General features: G+C 68.3%; 21 protein-coding genes and 1 pseudogene. 10 read left to right on the plus strand and 12 right to left on the minus strand.

Annotation, left to right across the window (positions count from 1 at the left end; genetic code table 11):
• Window positions 1-803 precede the first annotated feature (803 nt).
• The 3 genes from MMB17_RS08510 to MMB17_RS08520 are packed head-to-tail and all read left to right on the plus strand — an operon-like array spanning window position 804 to window position 6,169.
• Window positions 804-2,531 (plus strand): efflux RND transporter periplasmic adaptor subunit, encoded by a 1,728-nt coding sequence (locus MMB17_RS08510; RefSeq protein ID WP_003596852.1) that lies wholly within the window; start codon window positions 804-806, stop codon window positions 2,529-2,531.
• Window positions 2,532-2,543: 12 nt separating this feature from the next.
• The gene (locus tag MMB17_RS08515) at window positions 2,544-5,771 is read left to right on the plus strand and encodes an efflux RND transporter permease subunit (RefSeq protein WP_003596851.1); all 3,228 of its coding nucleotides are present in this window, start codon (window positions 2,544-2,546) and stop codon (window positions 5,769-5,771) included.
• Window positions 5,772-5,803: 32 nt separating this feature from the next.
• Entirely contained in the window at window positions 5,804-6,169 is a 366-nt protein-coding gene (locus tag MMB17_RS08520; RefSeq protein ID WP_003596849.1) for a hypothetical protein, read from the plus strand.
• Window positions 6,170-6,418: 249 nt separating this feature from the next.
• On the opposite strand, the gene MMB17_RS08525 is transcribed toward MMB17_RS08520, so the two are convergent.
• The 5 genes from MMB17_RS08525 to MMB17_RS08545 are packed head-to-tail and all read right to left on the minus strand — an operon-like array spanning window position 6,419 to window position 12,965.
• Complete coding sequence (locus MMB17_RS08525; protein WP_003596846.1) at window positions 6,419-7,360, minus strand: cation diffusion facilitator family transporter; 942 nt, start codon at window positions 7,358-7,360, stop codon at window positions 6,419-6,421.
• Window positions 7,361-7,402: 42 nt separating this feature from the next.
• Window positions 7,403-7,945 (minus strand): hypothetical protein, encoded by a 543-nt coding sequence (locus tag MMB17_RS08530; protein WP_003596842.1) that lies wholly within the window; start codon window positions 7,943-7,945, stop codon window positions 7,403-7,405.
• A 27-nt stretch (window positions 7,946-7,972) separates the two neighbouring features.
• Complete coding sequence (locus MMB17_RS08535) at window positions 7,973-8,305, minus strand: hypothetical protein (protein WP_017484344.1); 333 nt, start codon at window positions 8,303-8,305, stop codon at window positions 7,973-7,975.
• 26 nt (window positions 8,306-8,331) lie between these two features.
• Window positions 8,332-11,580 carry an efflux RND transporter permease subunit gene (locus tag MMB17_RS08540; RefSeq protein WP_003596840.1) on the minus strand — a complete coding sequence of 1,083 codons (3,249 nt, stop codon included), beginning with the start codon at window positions 11,578-11,580 and terminating at the stop codon, window positions 8,332-8,334.
• Between the two features lie 11 nt (window positions 11,581-11,591).
• Window positions 11,592-12,965 carry an efflux RND transporter periplasmic adaptor subunit gene (locus MMB17_RS08545; RefSeq protein ID WP_003596839.1) on the minus strand — a complete coding sequence of 458 codons (1,374 nt, stop codon included), beginning with the start codon at window positions 12,963-12,965 and terminating at the stop codon, window positions 11,592-11,594.
• A gap of 654 nt (window positions 12,966-13,619) precedes the next feature.
• Between MMB17_RS08545 and MMB17_RS08550 the strand changes: the two genes are divergently transcribed.
• Window positions 13,620-13,847, plus strand: a complete 228-nt coding sequence (locus MMB17_RS08550; RefSeq protein WP_003596837.1) for a hypothetical protein — start codon at window positions 13,620-13,622, stop codon at window positions 13,845-13,847.
• A gap of 223 nt (window positions 13,848-14,070) precedes the next feature.
• Here MMB17_RS08550 and MMB17_RS08555 read toward each other — a convergent pair whose 3' ends face one another.
• Window positions 14,071-14,334 (minus strand): hypothetical protein, encoded by a 264-nt coding sequence (locus MMB17_RS08555; RefSeq protein ID WP_003596834.1) that lies wholly within the window; start codon window positions 14,332-14,334, stop codon window positions 14,071-14,073.
• A 278-nt stretch (window positions 14,335-14,612) separates the two neighbouring features.
• Between MMB17_RS08555 and MMB17_RS08560 the strand changes: the two genes are divergently transcribed.
• Entirely contained in the window at window positions 14,613-15,308 is a 696-nt protein-coding gene (locus MMB17_RS08560) for a YoaK family protein (RefSeq protein WP_012455875.1), read from the plus strand.
• Window positions 15,309-15,316: 8 nt separating this feature from the next.
• Here MMB17_RS08560 and MMB17_RS08565 read toward each other — a convergent pair whose 3' ends face one another.
• Both MMB17_RS08565 and MMB17_RS08570 read right to left on the minus strand, forming a co-directional pair.
• Complete coding sequence (locus MMB17_RS08565) at window positions 15,317-16,648, minus strand: ATP-binding protein (protein ID WP_003596830.1); 1,332 nt, start codon at window positions 16,646-16,648, stop codon at window positions 15,317-15,319.
• Window positions 16,645-17,391: a response regulator transcription factor gene (locus tag MMB17_RS08570; RefSeq protein WP_017484348.1), complete on the minus strand. Its 747-nt coding sequence runs from the start codon at window positions 17,389-17,391 to the stop codon at window positions 16,645-16,647. Before MMB17_RS08570 ends, MMB17_RS08565 begins: the two co-directional genes overlap by 4 nt.
• Window positions 17,392-17,916: 525 nt before the next feature.
• Here MMB17_RS08570 and MMB17_RS08575 point away from each other — a divergent pair.
• Window positions 17,917-18,321: a flagellar basal body rod C-terminal domain-containing protein gene (locus MMB17_RS08575; protein WP_003596828.1), complete on the plus strand. Its 405-nt coding sequence runs from the start codon at window positions 17,917-17,919 to the stop codon at window positions 18,319-18,321.
• A gap of 59 nt (window positions 18,322-18,380) precedes the next feature.
• Here MMB17_RS08575 and MMB17_RS08580 read toward each other — a convergent pair whose 3' ends face one another.
• The 3 genes from MMB17_RS08580 to MMB17_RS08590 form a co-directional block, all read right to left on the minus strand.
• Window positions 18,381-19,067 carry a ZIP family metal transporter gene (locus MMB17_RS08580; RefSeq protein ID WP_003596827.1) on the minus strand — a complete coding sequence of 229 codons (687 nt, stop codon included), beginning with the start codon at window positions 19,065-19,067 and terminating at the stop codon, window positions 18,381-18,383.
• A gap of 7 nt (window positions 19,068-19,074) precedes the next feature.
• Window positions 19,075-20,031, minus strand: a complete 957-nt coding sequence (locus MMB17_RS08585) for a cation diffusion facilitator family transporter (RefSeq protein WP_003596826.1) — start codon at window positions 20,029-20,031, stop codon at window positions 19,075-19,077.
• A gap of 137 nt (window positions 20,032-20,168) precedes the next feature.
• Complete coding sequence (locus MMB17_RS08590) at window positions 20,169-20,591, minus strand: MerR family transcriptional regulator (protein ID WP_003596825.1); 423 nt, start codon at window positions 20,589-20,591, stop codon at window positions 20,169-20,171.
• Window positions 20,592-20,655: 64 nt separating this feature from the next.
• Here MMB17_RS08590 and MMB17_RS08595 point away from each other — a divergent pair, with 64 nt between their 5' ends.
• From MMB17_RS08595 to MMB17_RS08605, 3 genes and pseudogenes are all read left to right on the plus strand, one after another.
• Window positions 20,656-22,794 (plus strand): heavy metal translocating P-type ATPase, encoded by a 2,139-nt coding sequence (locus MMB17_RS08595; protein WP_003596824.1) that lies wholly within the window; start codon window positions 20,656-20,658, stop codon window positions 22,792-22,794.
• Window positions 22,795-23,019: 225 nt separating this feature from the next.
• Window positions 23,020-23,448, plus strand: coding sequence for a MerR family transcriptional regulator (locus tag MMB17_RS08600; RefSeq protein ID WP_026105497.1), 429 nt, complete (start codon window positions 23,020-23,022; stop codon window positions 23,446-23,448).
• A gap of 163 nt (window positions 23,449-23,611) precedes the next feature.
• A pseudogene (locus MMB17_RS08605) lies at window positions 23,612-24,078 on the plus strand (VIT1/CCC1 transporter family protein).
• A 68-nt stretch (window positions 24,079-24,146) separates the two neighbouring features.
• On the opposite strand, the gene MMB17_RS08610 reads toward MMB17_RS08605, so the two are convergent.
• Window positions 24,147-24,698 carry a helix-turn-helix transcriptional regulator gene (locus tag MMB17_RS08610; protein ID WP_238229976.1) on the minus strand — a complete coding sequence of 184 codons (552 nt, stop codon included), beginning with the start codon at window positions 24,696-24,698 and terminating at the stop codon, window positions 24,147-24,149.
• Here MMB17_RS08610 and MMB17_RS08615 point away from each other — a divergent pair.
• Complete coding sequence (locus tag MMB17_RS08615) at window positions 24,691-25,668, plus strand: DUF6634 family protein (RefSeq protein WP_003596818.1); 978 nt, start codon at window positions 24,691-24,693, stop codon at window positions 25,666-25,668. The two genes, MMB17_RS08610 and MMB17_RS08615, sit on opposite strands and share 8 nt — an antisense overlap.
• The last annotated feature ends 114 nt before the right edge of the window (window positions 25,669-25,782 follow it).

A 25,782-nucleotide genomic window follows, 5' to 3' on the forward strand; every position in this document is an offset into this window, starting at 1 on the left:
CAGCTTCGGGAGTCGCAACCGCCAGGTTCCTTGTTTGTTCCCAATCTGCGACCAGAGTGTACGCGCTGACGGAGGCCATGGCCTCCGAGCACGAAGCCCGGCGGGCGAAGTCGCGCCCTGCACGCGAACAACCTCACCCCTGACACCAAGGCGGCCGGAATGGCGGCCGGGACCTAACCCCCTACCGGCGGCCGGCCCCGCCGGTGCCCGGATTTGAACCTCGCTCACCGGACCGAACGGTTGGGGCGGATACATCCAAGGACTTTCGTCGGGGCGCCACTCGTTGAGCGCCAAATAGCTCATGGTCTGCCCGCGTGGATGTGCTATGCACCCCGCATCATGTCGGCCACCCGGTCCTTTTGGCGTTCGTTGCTCACGGTCTTCCAGATCGTGTCGCTTGCCGCCTTTTCGGTGGCGGGTGCGGGACACTCGCACGCGGGGGAGCTTCACGTCGGACACGACACGTCCGTCTCGGTCGGGTACCAAGTGACCGGAGGGCCAGGTCAGGTTGACGACATGGTGGGCCATGCCGACCGAAGCGCCGAAGAGTCGGTGGCTGGTCCTTGCGGCCTTTGCTGCCCAGTGTCGTTCGCGCGCTGGGACTGCTTGACCGTCGTGGTTGCCTGGAAGCCCGAGCGAACGTTGGCTGGCGTCCGCAAAGTCACGTTCGACAGCGTGGTTCCTGAGACGCTTCCCGAACCCCCTCGAACCTTCGCCTGAGGTCCGCGCTCCAACGCGCGCCCTGAGCGGCTGTCCGTGAACGACAGCCGCCAGCCTCCTTTACGCGAAGGCTCGATCATCCCATGCGTGTTCTCTCCGCCTCCGCCCTGCGGACGGCTCTCCTGGCGTTTGGCCTCTGGGCCGGTGCGCCGACGCTCGCCGTCGCCCATGAGGGGCACGACCACGGCAACGAGGCGCAGGCTCCGGCGGCGGCTACAGCGCCGCGCAGTACGTCGAGCACCGACGCGCTCGAATTGGTCGCCATCGTCCGAAGCGGCCGCTTGGCCGTGTTCCTCGACCGTGTGGGCACCAACGAGCCTGTGACGGACGCCGTCGTCCGAGCCGAGACGCCGGACGGCTCCCTCACCGCCTCGCCCATGCCGGACGGCAGCTACGCGGTCGATGCACATTGGAGCCTGCACCCCGGCGAGCACGAGGTGCTCTTCACCGTGACCGCGGCAGGCTCAACCGACATGTTTCCGGTCACGTTGACGGTGCGGGAGGCACCGCCGCCGAAGTCTGAGGCGGGTGTCTCCGCGTGGGCATCCGGCCTCGCCGCGGCCCACGACTTTCAGCGCCACCTGAAGGAGGCCGACCCGCTGCCGCTGGCCATCGGCAGCACCGGCTTCCTTCTCGGCATCGCGGTCACGCTCCTGATGAAGGGGCGCCGTTACTTGCCGGCCACTGCCCTCGTCGCCCTCATCGTCGCCCTCGCGTTCGCGCCGCGCGCCTTCGCGGGCGAGGGGCACGGTCACGGGAGTGCCCCCGGATCGCAAACCACCCTCATGGCCGCCCCGGCGCCGGCGGGACAGGACTTGGCGCGACGTCAACCGGACGGGTCGATCTTCGTGCCCAAGCCCACCCAGAGGGTACTGGCCGTGCGCACGGTGGTGACATCCTCCGACATCATGCGCCGCACCGTCGAGCTGCCGGGGCGCATCGTGCCCGATCCGAGTGCCAGCGGGGTCGTGCAGTCCTCGGTCGGCGGCCGGCTCTCGCCGCCGGAATCCGGGATCTTCCCGCGGCTCGGCACGCGGGTGCGCAAGGGCGAGGTGCTGGCCTATGTCACGCCGCCGGTGCAGGCGGTCGACGCCTCCGACATGCGCCAACGCCAGGGCGAACTCGACCAGCAGATCGCAGTCACGGAGCGACGGGTCGAACGTTACCGCAAGCTCGCACCGGGCGGCGCCGTATCGCAGGTGCAACTGGAGGACGCCCAGGCCGAGCTGAAGGGTCTGCTCGACCGCCGCGCCGCCCTCGACACAATCCGCCAGCAGCCCGAAGCACTCAAGGCGCCGGTCGACGGCGTGATCGCCGAGGCGACCGCCGTGGCCGGGCAGATGGCGAGCCCCGGCGTGCAGGTGTTCCAGATCGTCGACCCGACCCGCCTCTGGATCGAGGCGCTGAGCTTCGACGCCCTCACCGGCGGCCAGCACGCCACCGCCCGCCTTGCCGACGGTCGCATGCTGCGCCTCGCCTACATGGGCGCAGGGCTCGCCGACCGCAGCCAAGCCGTGCCGATGCACTTCGCCGTCGAAGGCGCGCCGTCGGAACTGCGGACCGGGCAGTTCGTCACCGTGCTGGCCGCAACCGACGCACAGCAGAAGGGGTTGGCGCTTCCGCGCATGAGCGTGGTGCGTGGCGGCAACGGCCAAAGCATCGTCTACGAGCACACCGCGCCGGAGCGCTTCGAGCCCCGCGAGGTGCGGGTCGAGCCGCTCGATGCGGGGCAGGTGCTGGTCGTCTCCGGGCTCGCCGCGGGCAAGCGGATCGTGACCCAAGGCGCCGAACTCCTCAACCAGGTCCGCTGAGGAGGCCAACCCGTGTTCACGCTCCTCGTCACGCAATCCCTGCGCAACCGCCTCCTCGTACTGGCGCTTGCCGCGGTGCTCGTCATCTACGGTGCCTTCACCGCGACCAAGCTTCCGGTCGACGTATTCCCGGACCTCAATCGGCCGACGGTGACGATCATGACCGAGGCCGAGGGACTCGCCCCCCAGGAGGTCGAGCAGCTCGTCACGTTCCCGGTCGAGACGCAGATGAACGGCCTGCCGGGCGTGACCCGGGTGCGTTCCGTGTCCGGCGTCGGCCTCTCGGTGATCTACGTCGAGTTCGACTGGGGCACCGACATCTACCGCAACCGCCAGCAGGTCGCCGAGCGCCTCGCGATGGTGCGCCCGCAACTACCCCCAAACGTCAACCCGATGATGGGTCCGGTCTCCTCGATCATGGGCCAGATCGTGATGGTCGCCCTCAACGGCGGCACGGTCTCGCCGATGCAATTGCGGGAACTCGCCGACTTCACCATCCGACCACGCCTGCTCTCGATCCCCGGCGTCGCCCAGGTGATCCCGATGGGCGGCGAGGTGCGCCAGTTCCGCGTCGCGCCCCAGCCCACGGCCCTGCGGGCGCTCGGCGTCACCCATGGCCAACTGGAGACGGCGCTGGCTCAGTTCGGCACCAACACCGGCGGCGGCTTCACCGACCAGTACGCCCGCGAGTACCTGATCCGGAACCTCGGCCGGAGCATGAGCCTCGACGACCTGCGCAACATGGTCGTCGCCACCGTCAACGGCCGACCGATCTACCTGCGGCAGGTGGCCGAGGTCTCCTTCGCGGCCCGGGTGAAGCGGGGTGATGCCGGTTACATGGGCGCGCCCGCGGTCGTGGTCTCGGTCGAGAAGCAGCCGGCCGTCGACACGGTGCGGCTCACCCGCGAGGTCGAGACGGCCCTCGCGGAGATCACCGCCAGCCTGAACGCCTGCGGCCCCGACGCGGGCAAGGGCAGCTCGGATCGGACGGGTCCGTCCGTGGCCGAACCCGTCGGCGAGGCATGCGCCTTCAAGGGCGTGCGCGCCGACCAGCTCATCTTCCGGCAGGCGAACTTCATCGAGACCTCGATACGCAACGTCGAGACGGTGCTGATGGAGGCCGTCGTCGTCGTCGCGGTGGTGCTGTTCGCCTTCCTCTTGAACGTGCGCACCACCGCGATCTCGCTCACGGCGATCCCGGTCTCGATCCTGGCGACCGCGGTCGTGTTCCACCTCGCCGGGCTGTCGATCAATACGATGACCCTTGGCGGCCTCGCCATCGCCATCGGCGAACTCGTCGACGACGCGGTGGTCGACGTCGAAAACATTTTTCGGAGACTCGGCGAGAACCGTAAAGCGGGTAACCCCAAAAGCGTCTTCACAGTCGTGGTAGAGGCCTCGAACGAGGTGCGCTCCGGCATCGTCTACGCCACTATGGTGATCGTGCTGGTGTTCGTGCCGCTCTTCGCCCTGTCGGGCATCGAGGGCCGGCTCTTCGCCCCGCTGGGTCAGGCCTACATCGTCTCGATCCTGGCGAGCCTCCTCGTCTCCATCACCCTGACGCCGGTGCTGGCCTACTACCTGCTGCCGGGCCTCAAGCGACTGGAGGAGCATGACAGCCAATTCCTCAAGTGGCTTAAGCGCGGGAACGCCGCCCTGCTGCGCGGCCTGCTCGGGCATGGCCGGCCGGTCATGGCGGTCGCCGGTCTGGCGGTGGCGGCGGCCGGGCTCGCGGCGACCTTCCTGCCACGCACCTTCCTGCCGCCGTTCAACGAGGGCTCGTTCACGGTCAACATGACCTTCAACCCCGGCATCTCGCTGGCCGAGAGCAACCGGATCGGACTGGTGGCGGAACGGCTGCTCCTGGAGATGCAGGACGTGAAGTCCATCGGTCGCCGCACCGGCCGGGCCGAGCTCGACGAGCACGCGGAAGGCGTCCACTCCTCCGACCTTGAGATCGACCTGAAGCCGGGGTCGCGACCCAAGCCCGAACTCGTCACCGACATCCGCGGGCGCCTCGCGGTGCTGCCCGTCAGCGTCAACGTCGGCCAGCCGATCTCGCACCGGCTCGACCACATGCTCTCGGGCGTGCGCGCCGAGATCGCGCTCAAGATCTTCGGCGAGGATCTCGACACCCTGCGCGCGCTCGCCGAGGACACGAGGGCGCGGCTCTCGGACATCCCCGGCCTCGCCGACCTCCAGGTCGAGAAGCAGGTGCTCATCCCCCAGTTGGAAATTCGCGTCGACTATGCCCGCGCGGCCCTCTACGGCGTCCAACCCGCGGCCCTGGTCGAGCAGTTGAGCCGCCTGTCGAACGGGCAGGTGGTCTCGCGGGTGGTGGACGGCTACCGCCGCTTCGACGTGGTGATGCGCCTCTCCGACACGATGCGCACGACCCAGCGCCTCGGCGACCTCCTCATCGAGACCCCGTCCGGCTGGGTGCCGGCCCGCCAGATCGCCGACATCCGCGAGACCGACGGGCCGAACCAGATCCTGCGCGAGAACGCCCGGCGCCGCATCGTCGTGCAGGCCAACACCCAACCCGGCTCCGACATGGGAAAGATCGTCCAGGCCATCCAGGAGAAGGTCGCCGCGGCGAACTTGCCCAACGGGTACGCCACGAGCCTGGAGGGCTCTTTCCAGGCCCAGGCAGAGGCGAGCCGGACCATCGGCCTGCTGTCGCTGCTCTCCCTCGCCCTGGTCTTCGCGCTGCTCTACTCCCGTTACCGCTCGGTCGTCTTCACGCTGATCATCCTAGGCAGCATCCCGCTCGCCCTGATCGGCTCGGTGGCCGCCCTTTGGATAGCCGGGCAGCCACTCTCGGTCGCCTCGATGATCGGCTTCATCACGCTGACCGGCATCGCCACCCGCAACGGCATCCTCAAGATCAGCCACTACCTGAACCTGGCGATCCACGAGGGCATGCCGTTCGGGCGCGACCTCGTCATCCGCGGCAGCTTGGAGCGGCTGGCGCCGGTCCTGATGACGGCGCTCTCGGCGGGCGTCGCCCTGGTGCCGCTGATGATCGGCGCCGACGCGCCGGGCAAGGAGATCCTGCACCCCGTGGCGGTGACGATCTTCGGCGGCCTGATCAGTGCGACGCTGCTCGACACCGTGCTGACCCCGGTGCTGTTCCTGACCTTCGGCCGCAAGCCCCTGGAGCGGCTGCGGGACGAGGCCCGTCACCGCCCCGAGGCTTCACCCGAGGCACCGAGAAGTTCGCCCGTCGAGGCGTTCTGAGACCTTCCCGACCCCCGAGAAAGGACATCGTCATGCGCTCCCCCTTCCGCCTCGCCGTCGTTGCCGTCGCCATCGCCCTCGCGTCGCCCTGCCTCGCCGCCGGCCCGAACGGCGGCCAGACGACGGTCGCCGATGGACATCCCGTCGAGTTCGTCGCGACCGAGACCGGCATCACCTTCTTCGTGACCGGTGAGGACGGCAAGCCGGTCGAGACCGCCGGCCTCTCGGCCAAGGCATTCGTGCAGGTCGGAGGCAAGACGGAGACGCTGACCCTGAAGCCGGGGGCGCCGAACAAGCTCATGGCCGACCTTAAGGCCCCGCTGGCGGCGGGAGCGAAGGTCGTGCTGTCCGCGAAGATGCACGGGCACAACATCCAGGCGCGGTTCGAGAAGCAGTAGGGCCGTCGGTGGGGCGGCCCGTGCGGTTCCTTCCGCGCAGGCCGCCTCGGCCCGGCTACCTCCGGGTCAGGACAAATGGCCCAGGAGCACCAGGAAGCCCAGGAGCAGGAAGCACACCGCCAGCACCTTGACGAGGTCGCGTCCCGCCCGCCTTCTGACGTGCGGACGGGCACGACGCCTGCCGCGCGGCTTGGACTCCCATCTCTCGATTTCCCGGGCCAGCTTCTTGCCTACCATGGCCGCGCCGCCTCAGACGGGAAGGTGCGGGAACTCCGCGGAGAGTGCCTCGTCCTCGACCTGGACGGTGACGTGCTCGATGCCGTGCCGCTCCTTCATTAGGCCCCGCACGGCACGGATCACCGCCGGCCCGCCGGCGACGTCGTCGACCACCACGTGCCCGCTCATCGCGTCGAAGCCCGACGTCAACGTCCAGGCATGCAGGTCGTAGGCGCGGCGCACCCCCGGCATCGCCTCGATCTCGGTCTTCAGGGCGGCGAGGTCCACGCCGGGAGGCGTGCCCTCCAACAGGATGTGAAGGGCTTCGCTCAGCAGTCGCCAGGTCCGGGGTACGATGAACAGGCCTATGCCGGCGCCGATGAGAGGATCGACCCAGGTCCAGCCCGTGCCCATCACCACGAGGGCCGCGAGGATGACGCCGACCGAGCCCAGCATGTCCGAAAAGACTTCGAAGTAGGCGCCCTTCACGTTGAGGCTCTCGGACGAGCCGCCCGACAGCAGCTTCATGCTGGCGAGGTTCACGCCCAGCCCAACCAGCGCCACCAGCATCATCGGCCAGCCGAGGATCTCGGTCGGCTCCACGAAGCGCCGATAGGCCTCGTAGAGGATGTAGGCGGTGACCCCGAGCAGCACGACGGCGTTGGCGAGCGCCGCGAGGATCTCGAAGCGCATATACCCGAAGCTCTTGCCCGCCGTCGGCGCCTTGGCCGCGTAGTGAATGGCGAGCAACGCCAGGGCGAGGCCGCCGGCGTCCGTGACCATGTGCGCGGCATCCGCCAGGAGCGCGAGGCTGCCGGTGAGCAGGCCGCCGACGACCTCGGCGAACATGTAGGTCAAGGTCAGCCCGAGCGCCCAGGCGAGGCGTCCCTTGTTGCGGGCCGCAGCCGAGCCCGAGGGAATGCCGCCGCCGTGCGAATGCCCATGGCCGCCGCCGTGTGCGTGTCCGTGTCCCATATGCCGATCCCAGGTTTGCGATGATGTGTCCGACCGCGGGTTTCAGGGCGCGATTCCGCCGATCAGGTCGGCCACGTGTGCGCCAGCCGGATGCCCGGCCTCGACGTGGTGCGTCCCGGAACAGGCCTGGTATCCGGGGCCGAACGTCGTCATGACGAGTTCGCGCCGTCCGTCCGCGGTTTCGCGGCTGGCCAGCAGCGCCTGCCCACCGGGCCAGAGTTCCGCATCCGCCGTCGGTCCCGGCTCGGGTTCGCCGTAACGGCGAACGCCTTCGTCGTGGATGGCCCGACGCGCTTTCGCGAGGTCGTCGCCGGAGAGTGGCACGCCGACCCAGACCACCTGCTGCAGCCCCTCGGTCCGGCAGATCACCAGGATGACCTCGGCCGTCCCGGGTCCCGTGGCCGGCCGCCAACCCTGCGGGTAGTACAGGGCCGTCAAGTTCGCCTCGCGGTCGACCTTCAGCGGACGGGGCACTTCGGAGAGCGGTCCCCACGCAAGGCCGAACGGCGCCTCGCCCGCATCGGCGGCGAGGGCCGGGACGACCGCGAATGCGGCCGCGTGAAGGACGCGCAGGTGCCACCTCATCGCTCGGTCTCCCGTCGGACCCGGTTCCTAGGACGCGGGTCCACGCAGTCGGTGGTAGAGGGCACGAACCGCGTCCGAGTAATCGGTGGCCGGATTGGCCGCGCAGAACGTGCGTAGGAAGTCCGCCTGGGCGGCCAAGGGCATGGAGGGCGGCGCGAGGTCCAAGCCCTCGTCGACCCCGTCCGGCGCCCGGATCAGCGCGCCGCTCATGAACCCCTGCGCCCAGGCGAAGTAGTCGCGCTCCATGGCTGGCTGCGCCGCGGCATCCGCGCCGAACCGGGCACAGGAGGCGGCACCGATGCCGACGATCTTGGTCGGCTCGGCCTGAACGGCCATGGTCAAGCCGAACCACACGAGCATGCCCGACCGGACCCTTCCCATCGGGGCTACTCCGCCGCCTTGAGTTGGCGAGGAACCGACGGCGCCGGGCGCTCAGCCGCTGCCGTGGTCTCGACCCTGCCGAAGCGCGCGTACAGGGCCGGCAGGACGACCAAGGTCAGCAAGGTGGCGCTGATCAGGCCACCGATGACCACGGTCGCGAGCGGCCGCTGGATCTCGGCGCCGGTTTCCGTGGCGATGGCCATCGGCACGAAGCCGAGCGAGGCGACGAGCGCCGTCATCGCCACCGGCCGCAGCCGGATCATGGCGCCTTCGAGGATGGCCTCGCGCTTGGGCCGTCCCTCGGCGACGAGTTGCTTGATGAAGGTCAGCATCACGAGGCCGTTCAGCACCGCCACGCCCGAGAGCGCGATGAACCCGACCGCCGCCGGCACCGAGATGGGCATGCCCCGCAGCCACAGCGCCGCGATGCCGCCGGTCAGGGCCAGGGGCACCGCGCTGAACACCAGCAGGGCGTCCCGGGGCGAGCCCAGCGCCGAGTAGAGCAGCAGGAAGATGAGGAAGAAGCAGACCGGCACCACGATCATGAGACGTTGCTTGGCGGAGGCGAGGTTCTCGAACTGGCCACCCCAGGTGACGTAGTAACCGGACGGAAGCTGGACCTGTGCGGCGACCTTTCCTTGCGCCTCCGCCACCAGCGAGCCGATGTCGCGGCCGCGCACGTTGGCCGTCACCACGACCCGACGCTTGCCGTTCTCGCGCGAGATCTGGTTCGGCCCCTCGGTCACCGAGAACGACGCCACCTGCTTGAGCAGGACCGAACTCGCCCGTCCGTTCAGCCCCGGAGGAAGCGGCACCGGGATGTTCTCCAATGCCTCGCGGTCCTCGCGCACCTTGTCGTTCAGGCGCACGACGATGGGGAAGCGCCGGTCGCCCTCGAACACCACGCCGGCATCCTTGCCGCCGATGGCCGCGCCGATGACCTCCTGGATGGCGCCGACGCTGAGCCCGTAGCGGGCGGCCTCGGCCTTGTTGATCTTGATTTCCAGGAACGGCAGGCCGGCGGTCTGCTCGACCTTGACGTCCTCGGCCCCGGTGATGCCGCGCAGCACCTGGGCGACCTGATTGGCCGCCTTGAGCATCGGCTCGAACTCCTCGCCGAACACCTTCACGGCGAGGTCGCCGCGGGTGCCGGCCAAGAGCTCGTTGAAACGCAGCTGGATCGGCTGGGAGAACTCGTAGACGTTGCCGGCGAGTTCGCCGACCGCCTTCTCGATCTGCTCCTGCAGGTCCGCCTTGGACAGGCTCGGGTCGGGCCATTCCTCCTGAGGCTTCAGGATGACGAAAGTGTCCGACGAGTTCGGCGGCATCGGGTCCGATGCGACCTCCGCCGTGCCGGTTTTCGAGAAGACGTAGGCAACCTGCGGGAATTTTGACACGGCCTGCTCGACCTTCAGCTGCATCGCTTGGGACTGGGTCAGCGAGGTCGAGGGGATGCGTGTGGCGTTGAGCGCGATGCTTTTCTCGTCGAGCTGCGGGATGAACTCGGTGCCCAGGCGTGTGGAGAGGATTCCCGCACCGACGAGGAGCAGGAGCGCTCCGACGACGAAGGCGACGGGCGCGCGGACCGCAGCGGCCAGCACCGGGCGGTAGGCTGCCTTGAACGCACGGATGATGAAGTTGTCTTCCTCGGTGACCTTGCCGGTGATGACGATGGAAATCAGGGCGGGCACGAAAGTCAGCGAGAGGACGAAGGCGGCCACGAGCGCGATGATGACTGTCAGCGCCATCGGCTCGAACATCTTGCCCTCCACCCCGGTGAAGGTCAGGAGCGGGACGTAGACCAGGATGATGATGGCCTGCCCGTAGAGGGAGGGCTTGATCATCTCCTCGGCCGAGGCCCGCACCGTCTGCAGGCGCTCCTCGGTGTCGAGGCTCCGCCCGAGTTCGTGCTGCTTCTCGGCGAGGTGCCGCAGGGCGTTCTCGGTGATGATGACCGCCCCGTCGACGATCAGGCCGAAGTCGAGCGCGCCGAGGCTCATCAGGTTGGCCGAGATCTTCGCCTCGACCATCCCGGTCATGGTCATCAGCATGGCGACCGGGATGACGAGCGCCGTGATGATGGCCGCGCGGATGTTGCCGAGCAGCAGGAACAGGATGACGATGACGAGGGCGGCGCCCTCGGACAGGTTCTTGGCCACGGTCTTGATGGTGGCTTCGACGAGGCGGGTACGGTCGAGGACGGTCTGCACCTCGACCCCCGGCGGCAGCGACTTGCGGATCTGCTCCATGCGTGCGTCGACCGCGGCGGCGACCTTACGGCTGTTGTCTCCGATCAACATCAGGGCCGTGCCGATCACGACCTCCTGGCCGTTCTCGCTGCCGGAGCCGGTGCGCAAGTCCTTTCCGATGCGGACCTCGGCGATGTCCCGGATGCGCACCGGGACGCCGGCACGGGTGGCGACGACCACGTCGCCGATCTCGTCCATGCTCTCCAGGCGCCCGGCGGCGCGAACGACGTAGCCCTCGCCGTTGTCCTCCAGGTAGCGGGCGCCCTGGTTGGCGTTGTTCGTCTCCAGGGCGCGGGCGACGTCACCGAAGGACAGGTCGCGGGCGGCGAGCTTCGTTGGGTCCGGCTGGACGTGGTACTGCTTCTCGAAGCCGCCGATGCCGTCGATGCCGGCGACCCCCGGGACCGTCTTGATCTGTGGGCGGATGATCCAGTCCTGGACCGTGCGCAGGTAGGCGGTCTGCTCCAGTTCCGTCCTGAGGCTCTGACCTTCCGGCGTCAGGTAGCTGCCGTCCGGCTGCCAACCGGGCTTACCCGCGGCCGAGACCTGGCGCTCGCCCGGCTTGGCGTAGTGGATCGACCACATGTAGATCTCGCCCAGGCCGGTCGAGATCGGGCCCATGGCGGGCTCGGCGCCGGGCGGCAGGTCCTGCTTCACCTGCGAGAGGCGTTCGGCGACCTGCTGGCGCGCGAAGTAGATGTCGAGCTTCTCCGCGAAGACGGCGGTGACCTGCGAGAAGCCGTTGCGCGAGAGCGAGCGGGTGTATTCCAGCCCCTTGATGCCCGCGAGCGCGGTCTCGACCGGGTAGGTGACCTGCTTCTCGATGTCGACGGGCGAGAGCGAGGGCGCGGTCGTGTTGATCTGGACCTGGTTGTTGGTGATGTCCGGGACGGCGTCGATGGGCAGCTTGGTCACGGCATAGCCACCGAATCCGGCCGCCAGCAGCGACAGCAGCAGCACGAGCCAGCGCTGGTGGACGGAGAAGTCGAGGATCTTCGAAATCATGGCCCGTCCCCTCAATGCGCGTGGTCGGCTTCGCTCTTTCCGAGCTCGGCCTTGAGGAGGAAGGTGTTGCCGACGGCGATGGCCTCGCCGGGCTTGAGACCCGAGGCGACCTCGTAGGCGTCGTCGTCGGAGCGCCCGAGTTCGACCTCGCGCTTCTCGAAGCCCTCGTCTGTGCGGACGAAGACGACGCGCTTGCCCTCGACGGTCTGGAGGGCCGCCTTGGGCACGCTCACCGGAACGGCATCCCGCGAGATCTCGACCTCGGCGGTGACGTAGGTGCCCGGACGCCAGGCCATGTCCTTGTTCGGCAGGGCGACGATGACCTTGGCGGCACGCGTGTCGGCGGTGAGGAAAGGACTGACGAAGACGACCTTGCCCTTCTCGTGCTGCACGCCGCCCTCCTGGCCCGGCGCGACCGTGACGGACGCGCCTTCCTTGACCTTGGCGAGTTCCGAGGTCGGAACGGCAAGTTCGATCCACACCGTTGAGAGGTCGGCGACGGTGTAGAGGTCGGAAGGGTCGCCTTCCTTGCCCACCGCGGTGCCGACGTCGACCTTTCGCTCGACGATGCGCCCCGACATCGGCGAGCGCAGTTCGTACTGGCGCAGGCTCGACAGGTTCGGGGTGGTCTCGTCGCGCTTGGCCAGCTTGGCCACCGCCGTCGCGTCGAGCCCCAGCGCCGACAGCTTCTGCCGCGCCAGATCCTGGCGCAGCGTCGCCTCGGAATAGACCGCCTTGGCATTCAAGAAGGCGCTCTCGGCCGAGATCCGCTTGTCCCAGAGCGCCTGCTGCCGTTCGAAATTGGTCTTCTCCAGGTCGGCCTTCACCGAGGCGGTGAGGTACTCGCTCTTGGAGTCCGCGACCTCGCGGCTATCCAGGACGGCAACGACCTCGTCCTTCTTGACGGCGTCGCCCAGGCGCTTGCGCATCTCGGCGACGGTGCCGACGACCCGGGCAGGGACCCGCGCGATCCGGTCGGTGTCGGGCGTGATCGTACCGGGCACCAGGATATGGCGAGACAGCATGGCGCCCTCGGCTTTGGCCACCTTGATGTCCTGGTTCTCGATCTGCTCGGCGGTCATTTTGACATGACCTTCCTCGCCTTCGGCCTCGGAGTGGTCATGCTCGCCTTGGGTCTGCTCGGCCCCGGGCTTACTGGCCGGCTTGCCGTGACCGTGACCGTGTCCGTCGCCCGCGGCGTGGCCCGCCTCGCCGGGGGAAGCCTCGGCGGAATTCGCGGCGGTGGGGCCGCTGGCGAGGTTGAAGACGGTCGGCGGCAGGCCAGCCGATATCAACAGCCCCTGGACGAAGCCGGAGACGGCGGGAACCGCAGCGCCCACGAGGACGCCGACGGCCAGGATGAGGGCGGTCAGGATGATGCGCATGATGCCTGCTCGGGCGTGCCGGAAGCCGATGACGGACATGCCGGACAATCGCGGTCGGTGACGTGAGGAGACGGCTCGGGTCGGTCGGACCCGGGTTCGTGACGCGCCGCCTTCGCGGCGTCACCTCAGGCGCGCGGCGGCCTTGGCAGGCGGTCGGGAGAGACCGAGGGCATCCTCTCGGACAATCTGGCGTAGGAGGGGCGCGTTCCGTCGGGGAGCGGGGCATCGCCGGCGACGGTCGTGCTCAAGGCGACGTGGCAACCGCAATGGACGTGGTCGGCTGACCCGGGGTCGGAGGCATGATCCAGGCCAGACACCGTATGCGGGACGAGCGAGAGTTCGCTCCTGTCATGGCCTTGACGGCCCTGGTGAGAGACAAGGTCGTCCATGAGACCGGCGCCGGGCATCGCGATGGCCAGCGCCAGGACGAGCGCGAGGGCGGCGGTTGCCCACCACCCCGTCATCGCTCCGAAGCTCATATGGCGCCGCGCCGAAGTCATCACCGTCCTTATCTGCGATTCCGAGGCTGTGTCGCAAGCTGCGGTCGCCCGTTGTGGTGAAGGCTTCCCTGGTCGGAGGATACTGAATGGTCGCTTCACGCCCCGTTCAAAGCCGTCGGCAGAGCCTTGTGCGACCAGCAAGGAATTTTCGTCCATGAAACGTCGCTTGATCACCCTGACGACCGCTGCCCTCGCATCGGTCCCCATGACCGCGTCGGCCCAACATTACGGCTACGGACCACCTCCCCACCATCATGAGGAGGTGCGCCGCCACCATCACGGCGACCACGACCACGTGGAGGTTCGTCGCCATCATCACGACGACCGGGACGAGAACCGCCACGGCTTTGAGCGCCACGATCACCGCGAGTTCGACGACTGAACGTTTCGGTCGACCGAACCAAGGCGGACGCCCGCCCCGACTTGCGTCGAGGCGGGCGTTTCCACGATGCGTGAGGGGGCTGTATCGCACCGTGAAAAGTCGTCCGGGCAAGGGGACGCCGCGAGCGCGTAGCCGAGGCCCGTTGCCAGGAGCGCGAAGACGACGAGCAGGGGCAGCAATCGCATCGCGCGTCTCCCGCTCATCGTGTCACCTCGTGGGAAGCTTACTTCTTGCCGGGCTTATCCTGGCTGTGCCCGTGCGCGTGGCCGTCGCCTTCGCGGTGCGCGGGCTTGCCGTCCGGGCCTTTCTCCTGCGCCTCCCGCACCCGCGGATCGTCACGGTGGGCGGGTCCGCCGGAGACGTCGCCCGAGTTCGGGACGCTGCGCTCCGGATTGGAGGCGTTGCCGTGCCCGTCGACCGCGAGGGCGGGCGTGGCCGCTCCGGCCAGCATCGCGGCGGTGAGAACGGCGGCAAGCGTACGCTTCATCGATCTGTATCCCTTCCATCGGCCACATCGGCCGCTTGAGGAGTGGAGATAGCCGACCCGTTTGACTGCCGTTCGCCGCGTTCGTGACGAAGTGTGTCAGGCGCGCGTGCCGACACACTTCGTCAAGGTCGAGCAAAGCCTCGGCCATGGGGTCGACGTATCCCTACCGGCTCCCCGCAGGACCGGACGCCGGGTCGAACGCGACCCCGGCGAGATCCGACGCGGCAGCGACAGGTGGCCAAGTGGACAGATCTTTCCCGTCGAGACCCGAGACCCGCGTGCCCCTGGCCGTCGCGCTGGCATTCCTGGCGGGTTCGGCCGACTCGATAGGCTTCCTGGAACACTCTCAACTGTTCATGTCGTTCATGAGTGGGAACACGACCCGGTTCGGCGTCGCGGCCAGTTCCTTCGATTGGTCGGGCGTCACCAGGTTCGGCAGCACCATCGCGCTGTTCTGCTTCGGTGCGTTCGCCGGCACCCTTGTTGCGGCTTGGGCTGGGCGGTGGCGTCTTTCGGTCCTGCTCGGCGCGCAGGCCGTCCTGCTGTCCATCGGCAACCTCCTGCCGGAAGCTTCCGATGCGTTTCCTCTTCATGCCTATCCCGTCGTCCTTGCCCTCGGCATGCTGAATGCGACGCTGCAGGATGAGGCCGGGCGGAGCCTCGCCCTGACCTACGTCACCGGAACCGTCGTACGTTTCGGGACCGGTTTGGCGAACATGGTCCTGCACAAGCCCGCGCCGTCGTTCTGGCTCCAGGCACCGCTTTGGGCGGGCCTGACGCTTGGCGCGGTCGCCGGCGGCTTCATCCAGAAGGCCCTTGGTCCCGATGCCTTCCTCGTTCCGGCGGCCCTGTCCGCGTCGCTGGCTGTCGCAGGCATCATCCTCACGGTGGCACTGCCTGGGAGCGGCTATGTCTCGAACGAGCGGTCGGCGCAGCCGGACGCGCACCCCGACGCACCGGCGACCGCCCGGTAGGCCGCGTCTCAATCGCGTCCCTTCGCCCTCGGCAGGCGGATCTCGGCCCGCAGGCTGCCCTCTGGCCGGTTCGACAGGACGAGCGTGCCGCCGTCCGCCTCGACCGCGCGCCGGGCGATGGTCAGTCCGAGCCCCGTCCCGCCCGTGTTGCGGTTACGCGACCCCTCCAGCCTGGTGAAGGGCTGGAAGGCCCGGGCGACGTCCTCCGGCGCGATGCCGGGGCCGTCGTCGTCGATGCGCACCACCAGGGTCGCCTCTTCGATCTCGATGCCGACCCGGACCCGGATCCCGTAGCGCACACCGTTGTCGACAAGGTTCTCGACCGCGCGGCGGAAGGCAACGGGACGTACCGACGCCAGCGCCCGGCCGGGGCCGTCGTAGCCCACCTCGCGGCCCACGTCCGCGGAGGCGTCGGCGACGCTCATCAGCACGCTCGCCACGTTGACGACCTGCCGTGCTTCCGGGTCGGCTTCGCCACGCAGGTACGACAGCGTCGCGTCGATCATGGCCTGCATGTCGTCGAGGTCGGCAGCCATGGCACGGCGGTCCGCAAGGTCATCGACCTTGTCCAGGCGAAGACGGAGCCGGGCGATCGGCGTGCGCAGATCGTGCGAGACCGCCGCCAAAGCCTGCGTCCGTTCCGCGACGAGGCGGTGGATGCGCCCTTGCATCGCGTTCAGCGCCCGACCGATCCCGCGCGTCTCGTCCGGTCCGACCTCAGGCACGGACACGACCGTACCGTGCCCGATCCGGACGGTGGCGTGCGTAAGTTCCCTGAGCGGGCCGGCGATCCGGTGCACCAGCACGACGGCGGCGACGCCGACCAGGATCGCCATCGCGGTGGCGAGGTACGCCCAGGGTGCAAGGTGGACCAGGTGAGGCGAATGGGCGGACCGGAAGGTCAGGAAACTGCCGTCCGGCAGCGGGAAGGCGCCGCGCAGGTCCTGTTGGTGCAGCGGCTCGTCCGGCGCCGCCAGGGCGAGCGCCAGACCTGGGCCGAGCACGGGCTCGATCTCCAGGACGCGTTCGCGCAGATCGCGCAAGGCGGGGTCTGTCTTGCCCGTCTCGGCGGATTCCCCCCGCTCCCAGCCTATCTCGAAATGACCCGACGAGAGGGCTTTTGCCTCGATGCCGCGCTCCCCCGGCGGTCGCCGCAGTACCGCTTCCCGCGCCAAGACGAGCTGTCGCGCCACTTCGTTCGCGAACGCCTCGTCGGCCGCGGCCGACGCCGACTGACGGTACAGCAACAACGCGCCCCCGTGGACCACGAGTACCGCCAGCAACAGCACGGCGACGGTGCGCCCCTCCAGGCTGCGGGCAAGATCGACCAGTTGTTTCACGCCCGCTCGACCTTGGCGGCCATCATGTAGCCGGAGCCGCGAACCGTCTTGATCACGGGGAGCGTGCCCTCGGGCGGTTCGAGCTTGCGCCTCAGGCGGCTGACCAGGGTGTCCACGCTACGGTCGGACGGGGCGGCGAGCCGTCCGCGGCTCATCTCCAGGATCTGCTCGCGGCCGAGCACGCGCCCGGGATGCTCTAGGAACACCATGAGTAGGTCGTGCTCGGCCCCCGAGAGGTCTACGGCAGCCCCCCCGGGATCGGTCAGCTGCCGGCTGCGCAAATCGAGCCGCCAGCCGGCGAAGGTCAGAACCTGTGCCCTCTCCGCCGCGGTGGCGGCCGGCGCGATGGTGGTCCGACGCAGCACCGCGCGGATGCGGGCAAGGAGTTCCGGCCGGCCGAACGGCTTGGCGACGTAGTCGTCGGCTCCGAGTTCGAGTCCGAGTACCCGGTCCGCCTCCTCGTTGCGGGCGGAGAGCATGATGACCGGCACGGTGCCCTTGCTGCGCAGCGCCCGCAGCAGATCGAAGCCGGAGGCGCCGGGCAGCATCACGTCGAGCAAGACGAGATCGACCGACTTCCCGGGCAGAAGCGACCACATCTCGGCGCCGCTGCGGCAACCGGTGACGCGGTAGCCGCTCTCCCTCAGGAGTCGCGTGACCAACACCCGCATGCCGTCGTCGTCTTCGATCAGGAGGATGTGCTCCTGTGCGCAGCCCGCTCCCGGCCTGTCATCGCGTTCCATCAGCCACCGTTTCATCCATCGCCGCGGGGTCCATTGCGAACAAAGTCTCCGTCAGATTCAGATAACGCATCAGGGGACTCTCATCGAGTGGGCCACGAACGTCAATGAAGTCACTTGTATAAATTTTGCATATTTTATATTGTCGATACGACTGCTCGACCAAAAATACGACCAATTTGATTTGATAGTATGCTCTATACATAATTAAATGTAATTTACGAGGATATCAAAATTTTGAAGTCAGAAGCGGTCGATGCCGGGTGAGTACAAATCGGCCTATGGATCCGGCTGTCGCGGAGGTGCGAATGGAGCGATCCGATGCTCGTTCGCCCGATTTCCCGGAAAAGAGCTGAACGGTGGTTCGAAGACATCGCCGAATACTCCTGAATTCGGACGGGCCGGCGCTCGGATTACTCTAACACCATGAGGCGTGAATTAACCTTTTTTTAACTCTAACTCATTAGATTTGATTAACAAATTTGTGCACGCCGGGACAGGATGCCGGCAAGAGGGAGGCTGGCGGCGATGAAGGACGACATTTCCGGGCCAAGCTTGGCGTCTGCCGCCCTACGCATACATCAGGGTCGCATGCGCGTGTCGGTCGAGAATATTGCCAACGCGCGTTCCACGGCGTCCGCCCCAGACGGCGAACCCTATAGGCGCAAGATTGCAGTGTTCGAGCCGATCACGGGCAACACCGAAGAGGCACCGGCCATCCGTATCGTACGCGACAAGACCGAATTCCCGACGGTTCATAGTCCTGGACACCCCGCCGCCGATGCTGGCGGCAACCTCAAGCTTCCCAATGTCCGCCCTACGGTCGAGATGTCCGAACTTCGCTCTGCGATGCGAGCGTACGAGGCCAATCTGCGCACTATCGCGACCTTTGACGACCTGAAAGGAAAGACGCTCGCGCTACTGAAGAGCTGATGTCATCGACCCGAAAGCCTTTCGTGATGACGCATCAAACGCGGCCGGCACGTGCGCCATCAACCGACAAGCTCATCGAGCAAGAGCAATAGCAGGAAGCCTGCGAAGAACATCGCGGTCACCCATGGACGGTCCTCCGTTTCGTGTGCCTCGACCAAAAGTTCCTCCGTCACGAGGTAGAGGAGCGCAATCAGGCCGAAGGCGAGAAAGCCGCCGCGGATGGCCGCGGGCAGCGTGGCGACCGGGCCGCCGAGCAGCGCACCGAGCGGCAGCAGGACGACGAGGGCGGCGGTCAAGCCGACCACCCTGGCTTTCGAGGTTCCGCCCTCGCCGAGTTCGTTCGCGACGGTCAGGCCGAGGAACAGCACCTCGATGGTCAGGGCGACCGTAAGCAGGAAACCGGCCTTGGCGCCCGCTGCGAAGGCGATGCCGAGGACGAGCCCGTCCACCAAGATATCAATTCCGGTGACGGTCAGTAGACCGACTGGTCCTTTCACCCGACGCTCCAGAGTGCGGACCGCGAGCATGGCGGCAACACCGACGCCGCCGCCGACCAGGGTGGCCCAAGGCGATCCGGCATGCTTGAGGTCAGGCAGGATCTCGCCCGCCGCCGCGGCGAATACGACGCCTGCGGCGAAGTGCTGGATGGCGCTGACCAAGACGGGTCCCGGCCGCATGTTGACGGCGACCGCGGCGCCGAGGACGGCGGCGGCTGCCGGGATGAGGGTATAGAGCCAGGCTTGCATCGCAGGTTCAGACCACGCCGTCCGGGGCCAGGGCGCAGGCGGTCGTCTCGCTCGTCTCGACCTGCAACGTGACGTGGACGATCCCGAAGCGGCCCCTCAATTCGCGTGCGGCTCGTATAAGGAAAGCGTCGTCCGTGCCGTCCGGCCTTACGAGATGGCTCGTCAGGGCGACCTCGGTCGTGCTCATCGGCCAGACGTGATAGTCGTGGACGGCCGTGACGTCCTCCAAGCCCCGCAGATGCGCGCGCACGGCGTCAGGGTCGATGCCGGGGGGCACGGCGGCGAGCGACATCCGCACGCTGTCGCGCAGGAGTCCCCAAGTGCTCCATACGACCGCCGCGGCGATGAGTAGGCTGGTCACCGGATCGAGCCAACGCCAACCCGTCAGGGCGATAAGCAGGCCGGCGACGACGACGCCCGCCGAGACGGCGGCATCGGCGGCCATGTGCAGAAAGGCCCCCTTCACGTTGAGGTCGCCTTCGCGCCCCGATGCGAACAGCCAAGCGCTGATGCCGTTGATCAGGATGCCGATGCCCGCGACCACCATCACGGTGGTCCCGGCCACCGGTGCGGGCTCACCGAAGCGCCGGACGGCCTCCCAGGCGATGGCGCCCATGGCGACGAGGAGGATGACCGCGTTGAACAAGGCGGCCAGGATCGAGGAGCTCTTCATGCCGTAGGTGTAGCGCGGCTTAGGCGCCCGTTTCCCGAGAATGGCCGCGGCCCAGGCGACGGCGAGCCCGAGTACGTCCGAGAGGTTGTGGCCTGCGTCGGCGACGAGGGCGAGGGAATTGCTCAAGAACCCGTAGACCGCCTCGACGATCACGAAGGCGACGTTCAGACCGATGCCGACGGCGAAGGCCCTTCCGAAACCGAAGGATGCCTGAGCATTGCCGGAATGGCCGTGTTCGTGTCCACCTCCGTCACGGAGGGCACGGACGGAGCGATCTGCGTGTCCGGTCATTGGGAAATCCGCTCGGCTTCATGCCCTCGGCGGGGCGTCCGACATATGCGGCACGCCTAATTCCTCTAGCGACTGGAGGAGCAAGGGGTTTCGAACGTGGTGAGCGCATAAAATCCAATTCCGCGTGGCCGTAGGCATCAGTGAACCTCGTGCAGGCATTCACCGTGATCGGCCAGCACCTCGACGATGCGGCATTCCCGGACACTGCCCCGCGAGCATTGATCCAGCATCGCCTGGACCTCCACCCTCAACCCGGTGAGCCGCGCAATCCGGTCGTCGATGTCAGCGAGATGCCGGCGGGCGATTGCGTCTACCTCCCCGCACGGGCGTTCCGGCTGCTCGGCGAGATCGAGCAGCGCGCGGATGTCCTCGATCTCAAATCCGAGTTCACGCGCGTGCCGAATGAACCGAAGCCTGCGGACGTCGGCCGCGCCGTAGGTCCGCCGGTTGCCTTCCGTTCGGGACGCGCGCGGCAGGAGTCCGCGCTCCTCGTAGAATCGGATGGTCGGCACCTTCACGGCTGCCTGCCGCGACAATTCCCCGATTGCGATGGGCTTCAAGATATTTGCTCCTCTAGTCGCTAGAGGAAGTAGGGTCGCCTTAACCACAAGGAAGGCACCCGCCGTGACCGAAGCAGCGACCCTGGACAGGACCGACGTCCCGACGACCCGCCTGCGGGTGACCGGCATGGACTGCGCGTCCTGCGCGGCGAAGGTCGAGGCCGCCGTGCGCCGCCTGCCCGACATCGCGCAGGTGCAGGTCTCGGTGGCCGCCGAGACGCTCGCGGTGCGTCACGGACCCGGGACCGATGCGAGAATGATCGCTGACACCGTCCGCGGCCTCGGCTACGGGGCCGAGGACCCGGACGCCGTGGCGTTGGGGGATACCGCTGAGACACCTTGGTGGAGGGCGCCGAAAGCCCTGCTGGCGGCTTCCTGCGGCGCGGCCCTGGTGACAGCCTACGCGCTCGGGCACGTCGCGCCGATTACCGAGCGCTGGGCTTTCCTCGCGGCCATGGCGGTTGGGCTGGTGCCGGTTGCCCGACGAGCTATCTTGGCCGCCCGGCATGGGACGCCTTTCTCCATCGAGATGCTCATGACGATCGCCGCCGTCGGCGCGACCGTCATCGGGGCGACCGAGGAGGCGGCGACCGTCGTCTTCCTGTTCCTGATCGGCGAAGTTCTGGAGGGCGTCGCTGCCGGTCGAGCCCGGGCGAGCATCCGTGGGTTGACCGGTCTCGTCCCGGAGACGGCGCTGCTGGAACGCGACGGCACGACTGAATCTGTGCCCGCCGCGAGCCTCAAGGTCGGCGCCACCGTGCTGGTGCGGCCGGGTGACCGCGTCCCGGCGGACGGGACCATCCTCGACGGCGGGAGCGACGTCGACGAGGCGTCGGTCACCGGTGAGAGCGTGCCGAGGCGCAAGGAGCCTGGCGACGCAGTCTTCGCCGGGACGGTCAACGGCGACGGGGCGCTCCGCGTCCGGGTGACCGCGGCTGCCAAGGACAACACCATCGCCCGGGTGGTGCAGCTGGTGGAGGAAGCGCAGGAGGCGAAGGCGCCGACCGAGCGCCTGATCGACCGGTTCTCCAGGGTCTACACCCCCGCCGTCGTCGCGGTGGCCACCTTGGTGGCGGTGGTCCCGCCGCTTCTCACGGGCGGCGCGTGGGGGGATTGGGTCTACAAGGGGTTGGCGATCCTGCTGATCGGCTGCCCCTGCGCGCTCGTCATCTCGACGCCGGCGGCCATCGCGGCCGGCCTCTCGGCCGGGGCCCGGCGCGGGCTTCTCATCAAGGGCGGCGCCGTCCTGGAGCGGCTGGCCTCGGTGACGACGGTCGCCTTCGACAAGACGGGAACCCTGACGGAGGGCAAGCCCGTCGTGACGAACGTGGTGGCATTCGGGAGGTCCGAGCGGGACGTGCTGTCGCTGTCGGGCGCCCTTGAGGGTGGCTCCTCGCACCCGCTCGCCCGGGCCGTGCTGGCCAAGGCCGCCGAGGCCGGAGCGCCGGTGCCCCCGGCATTCGGGGCCCAGGCATTCGGCGGCAAGGGCATCGCCAGCAAGGTCGGGGGGCTCGACTTGTTCCTTGGCTCGCCGAGGGAAGCCGGCGCGCGCGTGCCGTTCACGCCCGATCAGGAGGAGCGGGTCTCCGGGCTCCAGGGCGAGGGTAAGACCGTGTCCGTGCTCCTCGCGAACGGGGCGGTAGCCGGGCTGCTCGCGATGCGAGACGAGCCCAGGTCCGACGCGAGGGAGGGGGTCGACCGCCTTGCGTCGCTCGGCGTCGGCGCGATCATGCTGACCGGCGACACCGCGCGGACGGCCTGGGCCGTGGCGGCCGCGCTCGGCATCGAGGTGTGGGCCGAGCTCCTGCCTGAGGACAAGCAGCGGATCGTGCGGGAGCGCCAAGCCACTGGCGCCGTGGTGGCCAAGGTCGGCGACGGCATCAACGACGCGCCGGCGCTCGCGGCCGCGGACGTCGGTATCGCGATGGGTGGGGGCGCCGACGTGGCGCTTGAGACGGCGGATGCGGCGGCCCTGCACGGACGCGTCGCAGACATCGCCCGGATGATCGAGCTTTCGCGCCGGACGCTGTTCAACATCAGGACGAACATCGCCCTGGCGCTCGGCTTGAAGGCAGTGTTCCTGGTCACGACGGTTCTAGGGGTCACCGGCCTATGGCCTGCCATCCTGGCGGATACCGGGGCAACCGTGCTGGTGACGGCAAACGCGCTGCGGCTCCTTGGAGAGGGAAGATCGAGCGCCTGAGGCCCTTCACGTTCCCACCATGGGAGGTCCCATCCGTGTGCGACGTCATCAACGGGAGAGCGTCACGCAAAGCTTCAAGGTCAAAAGGATGGGCTGCGGCGGCTTAAAACGGTCGAGTGACGGATGGCGTTCGGACAGTTCGTCGGAGCCATCCGCTTTCGTGCCCCCTTCCCATCGAGGAGGAAGGAGAGTGCAACCTCTAAGGACTGGAGGTTTGGCCGGGATATGAACATTTCAATCGGAGAGCTGTCGCGCCGCACGGGCGTGAAGGTGCCAACCATCCGCTACTACGAGGGAGCAGGCTTGATGCCGGCCCCGACCCGCACCGAGGGCAAGCAGCGTCGCTATTTGGAGACAGAGATATCCCGGCTCAATTTCATCCGTCATGCGCGCGAACTCGGATTCGAGATCCAGGCGATTCGCGAGTTGCTGGCTCTGTCCACCGAGCCGGACCGGTCCTGCGCGGAGGTGGACGGCATCGCCCGTCGACACATGGCCGAGGTCGAGCGTCGAATCGGGCAACTCGTGGCTTTGCGCGGAGAGTTGCGGCGCATGGTCGAGGCATGTGGCCACGGTCGGGTGGGGGAGTGTCGGGTGATCGAGACGCTGGCCGACCATCGACAGTGCGCGCATGAGCACGGCCGCATCTCCTGAATCCGGGACCTGCTCAGGAAAAGCCGGGCAAGCTTGCGCCGTGTCGGCCATGACGCAGCGCTGGTTTATCCGCCACGAAAGTTTCAGCTCGTGCTGCGGTCAAAGGTCTTTCGGATGAACACGTTGGGCCTGCCGACCCTCGCTGTTCTCGCCGTAGCCGTAAATAGGACCCGCACAGCACCTTATCGACCGTGCCGGCTGGCTTCGCGTCGCGGCGTTTAGCACCAACGATGGACCCGTATCGACCGCGAGCCTCAGCGTCGGCGTCGCGGTGTCCGCCACGCACAAACGGGGAGATCCTGATGGCTAGCGCGATGTCGATGGCGGTCGGGAAGTGCCCTTCGGTCAATTCCCGGTCCGAGACCGAGCGGGCCGACCGCGAGCGGCTCGAACTCACCGACGACCCCTGGCGAAGCGCCAAAATCTCGCTCGCATCTACGTCGAGCGCGGGCCCGAATACACGGAGGTAGCGGCCTCGCTGGTGTTCCTCGCCATTCTCGGCGCCCTCGGGGCGAAGGCGGGTGGTGCCGCAGTGCCGCGGGCGACGGTACAGTACAGGTGACGTTCCGGGGATCACTCGCCGTGGGCGTCACCGCAGGCATCGGGAGCCTCGTCGGCAAGGTCGTGTGACGAGGCTCGAAGGCAGGACGGGGTGAGCCTGGAACGCGCCGAGAACCGCCACCGGGGGATTTCGAGCCTCAATCCCCCTGCGACGCACGCCTGCCGCGGGCGGGGCGCGGCTTGGCGGAACCGCCCGAGGGACCCGGGTCGGAGACGATCCCGGCTTCCTGGACTCCCTGTCCGAAGGGAGCCGCCGGGACGCCCGCCTCCGTTCTCCGCCCGCTCACGATCACGCCGACGTATCCCTCGCCCGCGATGAAACGGGCGCCCGCGCCGCGAAGGGCCGCGACCAAGCGCTTCGCAAGCGCGACTCGGATCGCGATGAAGCCGTTCTCGTAGTCGTTGATCGACTTCTTCGAAACGCGCGCCAGCAGGTGAAGCTCCTGCTGGGTGAGACCGACCAGCAGGCGGGCGGCTTGGCATAGGTATCCTGGCACGGTCCGGTCCGGAGGGAAATCCGCAGCCGAGGCGAAGTCCACTCCCCGAGGCGCGTCGGGCGAGGCTTGAAAGATTTTTATAGCACAGGTATAATTGGGAACTTCAACAAGCACCGCCGACTGCCCGCCCCCGCCCGACTGATCGTCGAGCGGGAGGGCCGCTTTCCGCCTTTGGGGTTTCGCCATGATCATCGCGCTGTTCGGCGGCGATGGCCGTGCCGTTGGCACGCACGCCGCCTTCCTGATTGCCCGTGCCGCAGCCTCGGTCGGCACCGCCACGACGCTCCTGCGCGTCGTAGGCGCGCACGAATCCCGGCTGCCTCGACTCGACAGCGTGCCGGACACGCTGCGCGTTGTCGAGCTTTGCAGGGACGGTCCCTCCTTCGCAGAGGACTTCCCGCGGGAAGCGGCCGCCGATCCCGCGCGACGCCTCGTGGTGCTCGACCTGCCGCCAGGGTGGGCGGCGGACTGCCCGGTTGATCTCGGGGAATGTCCCAGGGTGATCGCCGTCGGACCGTCCGTCCTCGAACGCGCCATGGCCGTGTCCATGCTGCGCGCGACCGCGCATGCCGCCGTCCCTTGGCTGCTGGGGTGCGGTTTCCCCTCACTCGGAGCGTCCGACCGAACCGTGCGCGACACGGCGGCGGCCGCGGGCCTGGACGACACCTCGATCCGCGTGATCCCTCGCGGCCTGCCGGCTCCGCTGCGGGACGCCGCCGCCCCGGCCCATGGATCCCTGCTCGCGTCCCTGTCCGTTCGCGCTGCGCTTCGCGTGCTGAACGCGGTCGTACCCGGTGCGGTCCCGATGCCGGGGCATCCCGGCGACGTCATCGCTCCCGTCCTGGCCGGGATGGGCGAGGCGGACCGCCGCGACGCGCAGGACCGGCTCCGGGACCTTGCCGATGCCTTGGACGCCGCGGAGGACGGCGAATACCCGTCCGCGGAGGAGCTCGCCGCCGCCCCCGTCCTTGAGGAATGGGAGTTCGGGATGCGGCCGGTCGCGGCGCTCGTCGGTCGCGTCACGCACCATCCGGACTTTCCCCCAGGTCGCCGGGTCCGAACCTCGGAAGTCTACGTTTCCGACCGTCGTACCTGGGCGCGCACCTATTCCAGGCTCTACCGCCTGGGACGGCCCGCCGGTCCGCGTCCCTCCCTGCAGTAGCGCACCGTCTCCCTTTCCGTCGAGGCGGGTCGCCCCTCCCTCGCTCGAAAGGCGGAAGCCGGTCCCGCCCGTCGAGATGTGGGCGGGGGAGCCCTCGCCGCCTGTCCGGGCGGC

The sequence above is a fragment of the Methylobacterium organophilum genome, assembly GCF_022533465.1.
Lineage (GTDB): Bacteria > Pseudomonadota > Alphaproteobacteria > Rhizobiales > Beijerinckiaceae > Methylobacterium > Methylobacterium organophilum.

What these genes read in the sequence shown, in the direction of transcription:
- MMB17_RS08510 (WP_003596852.1), top strand. Translation starts at nt 804, where the DNA reads ATGCGTGTTCTCTCCGCCTCCGCCCTGCGGACGGCTCTCCTGGCGTTT.
- MMB17_RS08520 (WP_003596849.1), top strand. Translation starts at nt 5,804, where the DNA reads ATGCGCTCCCCCTTCCGCCTCGCCGTCGTTGCCGTCGCCATCGCCCTC.
- MMB17_RS08525 (WP_003596846.1), bottom strand. Translation starts at nt 7,360, where the DNA reads ATGGGACACGGACACGCACACGGCGGCGGCCATGGGCATTCGCACGGC.
- MMB17_RS08530 (WP_003596842.1), bottom strand. Translation starts at nt 7,945, where the DNA reads ATGAGGTGGCACCTGCGCGTCCTTCACGCGGCCGCATTCGCGGTCGTC.
- MMB17_RS08535 (WP_017484344.1), bottom strand. Translation starts at nt 8,305, where the DNA reads ATGCTCGTGTGGTTCGGCTTGACCATGGCCGTTCAGGCCGAGCCGACC.
- MMB17_RS08540 (WP_003596840.1), bottom strand. Translation starts at nt 11,580, where the DNA reads ATGATTTCGAAGATCCTCGACTTCTCCGTCCACCAGCGCTGGCTCGTG.
- MMB17_RS08545 (WP_003596839.1), bottom strand. Translation starts at nt 12,965, where the DNA reads ATGCGCATCATCCTGACCGCCCTCATCCTGGCCGTCGGCGTCCTCGTG.
- MMB17_RS08550 (WP_003596837.1), top strand. Translation starts at nt 13,620, where the DNA reads ATGAAACGTCGCTTGATCACCCTGACGACCGCTGCCCTCGCATCGGTC.
- MMB17_RS08555 (WP_003596834.1), bottom strand. Translation starts at nt 14,334, where the DNA reads ATGAAGCGTACGCTTGCCGCCGTTCTCACCGCCGCGATGCTGGCCGGA.
- MMB17_RS08570 (WP_017484348.1), bottom strand. Translation starts at nt 17,391, where the DNA reads ATGGAACGCGATGACAGGCCGGGAGCGGGCTGCGCACAGGAGCACATC.
- MMB17_RS08575 (WP_003596828.1), top strand. Translation starts at nt 17,917, where the DNA reads ATGAAGGACGACATTTCCGGGCCAAGCTTGGCGTCTGCCGCCCTACGC.
- MMB17_RS08580 (WP_003596827.1), bottom strand. Translation starts at nt 19,067, where the DNA reads ATGCAAGCCTGGCTCTATACCCTCATCCCGGCAGCCGCCGCCGTCCTC.
- MMB17_RS08585 (WP_003596826.1), bottom strand. Translation starts at nt 20,031, where the DNA reads ATGACCGGACACGCAGATCGCTCCGTCCGTGCCCTCCGTGACGGAGGT.
- MMB17_RS08600 (WP_026105497.1), top strand. Translation starts at nt 23,020, where the DNA reads ATGAACATTTCAATCGGAGAGCTGTCGCGCCGCACGGGCGTGAAGGTG.
- MMB17_RS08615 (WP_003596818.1), top strand. Translation starts at nt 24,691, where the DNA reads ATGATCATCGCGCTGTTCGGCGGCGATGGCCGTGCCGTTGGCACGCAC.
- MMB17_RS08610 (WP_238229976.1), bottom strand. Translation starts at nt 24,698, where the DNA reads ATGATCATGGCGAAACCCCAAAGGCGGAAAGCGGCCCTCCCGCTCGAC.